Source organism: Collimonas sp. NPDC087041 (assembly GCF_044745265.1).
GTDB lineage: Bacteria > Pseudomonadota > Gammaproteobacteria > Burkholderiales > Burkholderiaceae_D > Collimonas.
Genome location: NZ_JBIUZX010000009.1, coordinates 160,340 through 160,895, shown reverse-complemented (window position 1 = coordinate 160,895; position 556 = coordinate 160,340). Strand labels below are relative to the sequence as shown.

Sequence of the window (556 nt, the reverse complement as noted above, 5' to 3'; positions counted from 1 at the left end):
CACTGGTTGCTGTACTCAAGCCAGTCGATGTCGAAGTTGACAGCGAAGCGACGTTGCTGTTTGTCGTGCTCAAGCCGGTTGAAGTCGAAGTCGACAGTGAGGCAAGGTTGCTATCGGTTGTGCTCAGGCCAGTCGACAAGGAATTGATGCCACTGGTTGCTGTACTCAAGCCAGTCGATGTCGAAGTTGACAGCGAAGCGACGTTGCTGTTTGTCGTGCTCAAGCCGGTTGAAGTCGAAGTCGACAGCGATGCTACGTTGCTGTTCGTCGTGCTCAGGCCAGTTGAGGTCGAGGTCGACAGCGAAGCAAGGTTGCTGTTCGTCGTGCTCAGACCGGTAGAGGTCGAGGTCGACAACGAAGCAAGGTTGCTGTTCGTCGTGCTCAGACCGGTAGAGGTCGAGGTCGACAACGAGGCAAGGTTGCTGTTCGTCGTGCTCAAACCGGTAGAGGTCGAGGTCGACAACGAGGCAAGGTTGCTGTTCGTCGTGCTCAAACCGGTAGAGGTCGAGGTCGACAACGAGGCTACATTGCTGTTTGTCGTGCTCAGGCCGGTTGA

General features: G+C 55.8%; 1 pseudogene. It reads right to left on the bottom strand.

Going from position 1 to position 556, the window contains the following annotated elements:
• Positions 1-556: pseudogene (locus tag ACIPF8_RS17170) on the bottom strand (hemagluttinin family protein); the annotation flags it as partial.